1 protein-coding gene is annotated in these 291 nt (G+C 61.9%); it reads left to right on the top strand.

What is annotated here, in order from left to right; genetic code table 11:
• Positions 1 to 291 (top strand): TolC family protein (locus SB764_RS39340; RefSeq protein WP_410866655.1); only part of this gene is annotated, 291 nt, incomplete at both ends.

The following is a 291-nucleotide window of genomic DNA, read 5'->3' as shown; positions in this document are numbered from 1 at the left end:
GCCCGATCCGGGGCCGTTTACGCTTTACAACGCGTCGGTGAGCGTGTCGTATGCGCTCGATATTTTCGGCGGCAATCGCCGGACGCTGGGAGCGCTCATGGCGCAAGTCGACTATCAGTCGTTCGAGTTCGAAGCCGCGCGGCTCTCGCTCGCGGGTAATGTGGTTTCGACTACGGTTCGGCGCGCGTCTTTGAAGCAGCAGATCGCCTTGACGCAGCACCTCGTGGACACCCAGGCGCAGCAACTCGATATCACAGAAAGACGGTTCGCGGCAGGCGGCGTCTCGCAACT

This window comes from Paraburkholderia sp. SIMBA_027 (assembly GCF_046535315.1).
GTDB lineage: Bacteria > Pseudomonadota > Gammaproteobacteria > Burkholderiales > Burkholderiaceae > Paraburkholderia > Paraburkholderia tropica.
The sequence above is the reverse complement of the archived record's forward strand: the minus strand, read 5'-3'. Positions and strand labels throughout refer to the sequence as shown.